The sequence below is a fragment of the Rossellomorea oryzaecorticis genome (assembly GCF_038405515.1).
GTDB lineage: Bacteria > Bacillota > Bacilli > Bacillales > Bacillaceae_B > Rossellomorea > Rossellomorea oryzaecorticis_A.
In genome coordinates, this window is sequence record NZ_JBBYAF010000077.1 from 1 (window position 1) to 6,252 (window position 6,252).

Genomic DNA, 6,252 nt, shown 5'->3' on the forward strand with positions numbered 1-6,252 from the left:
CGCTTGGTTCCGCCTCTCTTCTTTTTTTGGGAAATGAGCAAAAAATTAAAGGGGAAAATTCTGAAAAAACTCATTGCTTCCATTTTTTACGTGTGCTATAATTATCGATAATTTAAAACATTATCACTTTTAATAGTGGTGATAGAGGTGCGAACTTCAAGAGTACAGACAAAGAGGAGTATGGGCTCCGTTGAAATGTCTGAAAAGGGGAGATTCGCCGAAGTGGTTTTAGACTCATACTAATCCCGCTGGTCCTGCGTTTAAGAAATGCAGGATTGTCAAGATGAATCAATCTTGGAGAGCTATCTCACAATGCCGATGAACGACTCAGTATTTTTTACTCTAAGTTCATAAAGCAATGAGATATCCGTCTCATTGCTTTTTTTATTATCAGGCATGGGACTGCATAAGGATGATTGACATCCGTCATGCAGCAGGGATTTATGCAGTAGTCAGATGATTCTCTTCAGAAAAAAGATTCCATTTCTACACTCAAAGAGAAAGAAGGAGAAGCTGTGAGTATTATCGTTCAAAAATTCGGTGGAACGTCAGTAGGTTCTGTTGAAAAAATTCAAAATGTTGCGTCAAGGATTTTGGAGGAGAAGAACCGGGGAAATGATGTTGTGGTTGTCGTGTCCGCTATGGGGAAAACAACTGATACATTAGTCGGTTTAGCAAGGGAAATCACTTCTCACCCAAGTAAACGAGAGATGGATATGCTTTTATCCACGGGCGAACAAGTGACCATTTCTCTTTTGACGATGGCATTGCTCCAGGCTGGCCATGAAGCCATTTCGTATACGGGCTGGCAGGCGGGGATCGAGACAGAATCCGTTCACAGCAATGCACGAATCACCAATATCCATACCGAGAAAATGACGACACAGCTTCAAAGCGGAAAAGTCGTAATTGTAGCAGGATTCCAGGGAATGACGCCATCCGGAGAAATCACCACACTCGGGCGCGGGGGATCCGATACGACAGCTGTGGCCATCGCTGCTGCGTTGAAAGCCGACCGCTGTGATATTTATACGGACGTCGACGGCGTCTATACGTCTGACCCGCGTTATATTGAAGGCGCACGAAAACTGCCTTCCATCTCGTATGATGAAATGCTCGAACTTGCCAACTTAGGTGCAGGGGTCCTTCATCCCCGGGCGGTTGAATTTGCGAAAAATTATCAAATCCCACTAGAAGTCAGATCGAGTCTTGAAAAAGTGGAAGGTACGTATATTGAGGAGGAAGCAAGCATGGAACAGAATTTAGTGGTAAGAGGTGTCGCATTCGAAGACGAAATTGTACGGGTGACTGTGTTTGGACTCGGAAATGCCCTGACAGGCTTGTCTTCAGTATTCACCACACTTGCTAAGAATCATTTGAACGTAGACATCATCATCCAGAGCCAGACAGACCGCAATACAACAAATCTATCGTTTTCAATCAAGGAACATGACTTGGATGAAGCCTTGGCTGTATTGGAAAAAAATCAGCGAGAACTGGGATTCACTCATATCGAACATGAACGAGACCTTGCCAAGGTATCCATTGTCGGGTCAGGGATGATTTCCAATCCGGGAGTGGCTGCAGAAATGTTCGAAGTCCTGGCTCAAAATGACATTGTCGTCAAAATGGTCAGTACGTCTGAAATCAAAGTGTCGGCTGTGGTCGATCAGGAGAATATGCAAAAAGCTGCCGGAGTCTTACATACGGCTTTCAAATTGGATGCCGTGCAAGTTGAAGAAGTGACGCTTTAAACAACAAAGGGTTGACTCCTCATCTGGAGTCAACCCTTTTCCCATTCATCTATTTCGTTCGTGCGCGAGCTATTCAACTTTATCCTTTTCATCCCAGCGAGCGGTGATCTTCACGGATTGATTACGTTTATGTATCTCGTCTGCTGCTTCGGTCGTGCATTTCTTTTGGAGCTGGATTTGCTCAGCAAGAAAACCTGCTTCCAATTTAAATGTAACGTCTGATTTCAGTGATAATCGTCTTTCGATAAACGATCCGCGCAATTCAAAGGTAATTTCGTTTTTCTTTTGTTCTATAACCGACAGCGTTCCCCATCCTGCTTCATCAAAAAAAGATGAACATTCATCTATTGATTGAAGGGGGAATTTTCTGGAGAGCTGCTTGCCTCCCCAATATAAAATCTCGGGAGTGTGCTTTCCTAAAATATCCGGAAGCAGAATGTCCCTTATCATTTCATAACCGAAAATTGGAACGGTTGGTTCATAGATTTCTTCTTTTTTCTGTTCCAAGTAAATCCCCTCTTTCTATAAAACTATTATATACATGAAAGGAAGATTTATCATCCCAAACATGGGAAAAGAAAGATGGGATATTTTGGCGGTATAACTTTTTTGTTTATTTATTAGAATTTTCTAATTATTAAACGCGGATATAGACCGATTTATACGTTGTCTTTATATTAAAAAAATTTTAGCGATATTGTCGATTTTTATGTATCCGTTTTCTTGACGCTTACACTCTATGGGAGTAAAATGAAACTTGTCACATAATTGTTACAACATAAAATATGTATCGCAGTCTAATGAGGATGATGATTAGAAAACGACCTCATATTTTATGATTAAGGGGGGTAAATCATGGCTGGAAATCGAGAATTTAATTATCGTAGGCTTCATTCATTACTAGGTGTTATTCCAGTTGGATTATTTTTAACTCAACATTTAGTCGTGAACCATTTTGCCACAGGCGGGGAAGAATCATTTAATCAAGCGGCACATTTTATGGAAAGTCTGCCTTTCCGTTATTTCCTTGAAATTTTTATTATCTTCCTTCCATTGTATTTCCATGCAATCTATGGAATTTACATTGCGTTCACTTCTAAGAATAATGCCACAAAATACGGCTATTTCCGTAACTGGATGTTCCTGCTTCAGCGTGTTTCAGGGGTAATCACCTTTATCTTTGTTACATGGCATGTGTGGGAAACAAGAGTAGCTGCCGCTTTTGGCGCGGAAGTTAATTTTCAAATGATGGAGAACATTTTATCTAATCCATTGATGCTTGCGTTTTATGTAATTGGTGTACTATCAACGATTTTCCACTTTGCTAATGGCTTATGGTCATTCTGTGTAAGCTGGGGAATTACGGTTTCACCACGTTCTCAATTAATAGCTACATATGTAACGATCGGGATTTTTGTAGCGTTATCGGTAGTTGGGATGCGCGCAATCTTCGCATTCGTATAAGAGAAGCAAATATAGAAGTCTGATAGAAATCAGCTGGCAACTTTGGTAGGAAAAGGAGTGAGTCACGATGAGTAAAGGCAAAATCATTGTAGTCGGCGGCGGATTAGCCGGATTGATGGCCACAATCAAAGCAGCAGAAGTTGGAGCGGAAGTGGATTTATTCTCACTTGTACCCGTTAAACGTTCTCACTCTGTATGTGCTCAAGGTGGTATAAATGGAGCCGTAAACACAAAAGGAGAAGGGGATTCTCCTTGGGAACATTTCGATGATACTGTATATGGAGGGGATTTCTTAGCAAATCAGCCTCCGGTTAAAGCGATGACAGAAGCAGCACCGGGTATCATTCACTTACTGGATCGTATGGGAGTCATGTTCAACCGTACACCTGAAGGCCTTCTCGATTTCCGCCGCTTTGGCGGAACACAGCATCACCGTACTGCATTTGCTGGTGCAACAACAGGGCAGCAGCTTCTTTATGCATTGGACGAGCAAGTCCGCCGTCATGAAGTGGCGGGTCTGGTTAACAAATTTGAAGGATGGGAATTCCTCGGAGTGGTCGTTGATGACGAGGGAGTGGCGCGAGGAATCGTTGCCCAAAACCTTCAAACAATGGAAATACAATCATTTGCAGCAGACGCAGTGATCATGGCTACAGGGGGACCTGGAATTATCTTCGGTAAGTCTACAAACTCTGTTATCAATACTGGCTCTGCGGCATCCATCGTTTATCAGCAAGGTGCGTATTATTCAAACGGTGAGTTCATCCAAATTCATCCTACTGCGATCCCTGGGGACGACAAGCTGCGTCTGATGAGTGAATCTGCACGTGGTGAAGGTGGACGAGTATGGACGTATAAAGACGGTAAGCCATGGTACTTCCTTGAAGAAAAGTATCCTGCATACGGAAACCTGGTACCTCGTGATATCGCAACACGTGAAATTTTCGACGTCTGCGTGAATCAGAAGCTTGGTATCAACGGGGAAAACATGGTCTACCTTGATTTATCTCATAAAGATTCCAAGGAGCTTGACATCAAACTTGGAGGAATCATTGAAATCTATGAAAAATTCATGGGCGATGACCCTCGTAAAGTACCGATGAAGATATTCCCTGCGGTTCACTATTCAATGGGCGGCCTATGGGTAGATTATGACCAAATGACGAATATCCCTGGTCTGTTTGCAGCCGGTGAATGTGATTATTCCCAGCACGGCGGAAACAGATTGGGAGCAAACTCTCTGCTATCAGCTATTTACGGCGGAATGGTAGCAGGTCCCAATGCCATTAAATATATCAGTGGATTGGAAAAAACAAGTGAATCTGTACCTTCTTCCGTATTCGACCGCTATGTGAAGCAAGAAGAGGAAAAATGGAACGAAATCATGTCCATGAATGGAACAGAAAACGCATATGTGATCCATAAAGAGCTTGGCGAATGGATGACGGACAACGTTACGGTTGTACGTCATAATGACAAGCTGAAAGAAACAGATGCGAAGATTTTAGAACTTATGGAACGATACAAAAATATCAATATCAATGATACGGCTAAATGGAGCAACCAAGGGGCTATGTTTACTCGTCAGCTGTGGAATATGCTTCAGCTTGCACGTGTAATCACGATTGGGGCACTTAACCGTAACGAAAGCCGCGGCGCACATTATAAGCCGGAATTCCCTGATCGTAACGACGAGGAGTTCCTCAAGACAACAATGGCGAAATACAACGCTGCAACGAATTCACCTGAATTCCATTATGAAGAAGTAGATACATCCTTGATCGCACCTCGTAAGCGTGACTATTCTAAGAGTAAAGGGGGAAGTAAATGATGAGTGAAAACAAAAACGTCCGTTTTATCATTACTCGTCAAGACAGCCCTGAAACAGCCCCTTACCAAGAAGAGTTCGAATTAGCTTATCGGCCGAATATGAACGTGATTTCCGCGCTTATGGAAATCCGCCGTAACCCGGTCAATGTAAAAGGGGAAGCAACAACACCAATCAACTGGGACATGAACTGTCTCGAGGAAGTCTGCGGTGCCTGTTCAATGGTGATCAACGGGAAGCCGAGACAATCTTGTACCGCTCTTGTCGATCAGCTTGAACAGCCGATCCATCTGGCACCGATGAAGACATTCCCGGTTGTACGTGACCTGCAAGTCGACCGCAGCCGTATGTTTGACAGCCTGAAAAAAGTCAAGGCATGGATCCCGATCGATGGGACATATGATCTTGGACCTGGTCCGCGTATGCCGGAGAAAAAACGTCAATGGGCATATGAATTATCCAAATGCATGACGTGCGGTGTATGTTTAGAGGCTTGCCCTAACGTAAATAGCAAATCCGATTTCATCGGTCCTGCACCGCTTTCCCAAGTACGTCTTTTCAATGCGCATCCAACTGGTGCCATGAACAAAGACGAACGCCTGGAATCAATCATGGGAGACGGCGGCCTTGCAAACTGCGGTAACTCACAAAACTGCGTACAATCTTGTCCTAAAGGAATTCCTTTGACAACATCCATCGCAGCCCTAAACCGCGAAACATCATTCCAAATGTTCAAAAACTTCTTCGGAAGCGACCATATGGTAGACTAATATCAAAAGCACTTTCCTCCGGGGAAGTGCTTTTTTAATTTGGAGGAAGTTATAAAACGCTAAGATATTCCTTATTTTTCCATGTGACGGAATTATTGGTGGAATCGAAAGATAAAAGCGGAAAAATGGAAAGATTAATGGTCAAAATCGAAATATTATCGTCCCAAACTCAAAGATTACTGTGCCAAACCGAAAGATTCTTACTACTCGATATTAAATGGCCACTTGATTCGTGGGTGCAAACTGCTCAATTAACTTTAAACTCTGCTTTCGGTCGTTCTTGGCAGGTTTTTGTTATTAGTTTTAATAATACGTGTTTAGTTTTCGTCGCGTTCCAGCGTTTGATTGGAGTGGAAGACGAAGACTCCTGCGGGAAAAGTAGCTAATGTGAGACCCCACAGGGAGGTACGACCGAGGAGGCTCACGGGCTACCCGC

General features: G+C 43.2%; 6 protein-coding genes and 1 riboswitch. Of the genes, 5 read left to right on the forward strand and 1 reads right to left on the reverse strand.

Annotation, left to right across the window (positions count from 1 at the left end):
• Positions 1-134: 134 nt before the first annotated feature.
• Positions 135-313: riboswitch (Lysine riboswitch) on the forward strand.
• Positions 314-515: 202 nt separating this feature from the next.
• Positions 516-1,754, forward strand: a complete 1,239-nt coding sequence (locus AAEO50_RS20745) for an aspartate kinase (protein WP_341986278.1) — start codon at positions 516-518, stop codon at positions 1,752-1,754.
• A gap of 69 nt (positions 1,755-1,823) precedes the next feature.
• On the opposite strand, the gene AAEO50_RS20750 is transcribed toward AAEO50_RS20745, so the two are convergent.
• The gene (locus AAEO50_RS20750; protein ID WP_341986279.1) at positions 1,824-2,261 is read right to left on the reverse strand and encodes a YslB family protein; all 438 of its coding nucleotides are present in this window, start codon (positions 2,259-2,261) and stop codon (positions 1,824-1,826) included.
• Between the two features lie 348 nt (positions 2,262-2,609).
• Between AAEO50_RS20750 and AAEO50_RS20755 the strand changes: the two genes are divergently transcribed.
• The 4 genes from AAEO50_RS20755 to AAEO50_RS20770 all read left to right on the forward strand — a co-directional run bounded on the left by AAEO50_RS20755 (position 2,610) and on the right by AAEO50_RS20770 (position 6,202).
• On the forward strand, positions 2,610-3,218 hold the full coding sequence (locus AAEO50_RS20755; RefSeq protein WP_341986280.1) for a succinate dehydrogenase cytochrome b558 subunit: 609 nt from the start codon (positions 2,610-2,612) through the stop codon (positions 3,216-3,218).
• A gap of 67 nt (positions 3,219-3,285) precedes the next feature.
• Complete coding sequence (gene sdhA, locus AAEO50_RS20760) at positions 3,286-5,049, forward strand: succinate dehydrogenase flavoprotein subunit (protein WP_341986281.1); 1,764 nt, start codon at positions 3,286-3,288, stop codon at positions 5,047-5,049.
• Complete coding sequence (gene sdhB / locus AAEO50_RS20765; RefSeq protein WP_341986283.1) at positions 5,049-5,816, forward strand: succinate dehydrogenase iron-sulfur subunit; 768 nt, start codon at positions 5,049-5,051, stop codon at positions 5,814-5,816. Before sdhA ends, sdhB begins: the two co-directional genes overlap by 1 nt.
• A gap of 83 nt (positions 5,817-5,899) precedes the next feature.
• Entirely contained in the window at positions 5,900-6,202 is a 303-nt protein-coding gene (locus AAEO50_RS20770) for a hypothetical protein (protein ID WP_341986284.1), read from the forward strand.
• Positions 6,203-6,252: the final 50 nt, after the last annotated feature.

Excerpts from the sequence above, each read along its gene's own strand:
- AAEO50_RS20755 (WP_341986280.1), top strand. The coding sequence starts at position 2,610 with ATGGCTGGAAATCGAGAATTTAATTATCGTAGGCTTCATTCATTACTA.
- sdhA (WP_341986281.1), top strand. The coding sequence starts at position 3,286 with ATGAGTAAAGGCAAAATCATTGTAGTCGGCGGCGGATTAGCCGGATTG.
- sdhB (WP_341986283.1), top strand. The coding sequence starts at position 5,049 with ATGAGTGAAAACAAAAACGTCCGTTTTATCATTACTCGTCAAGACAGC.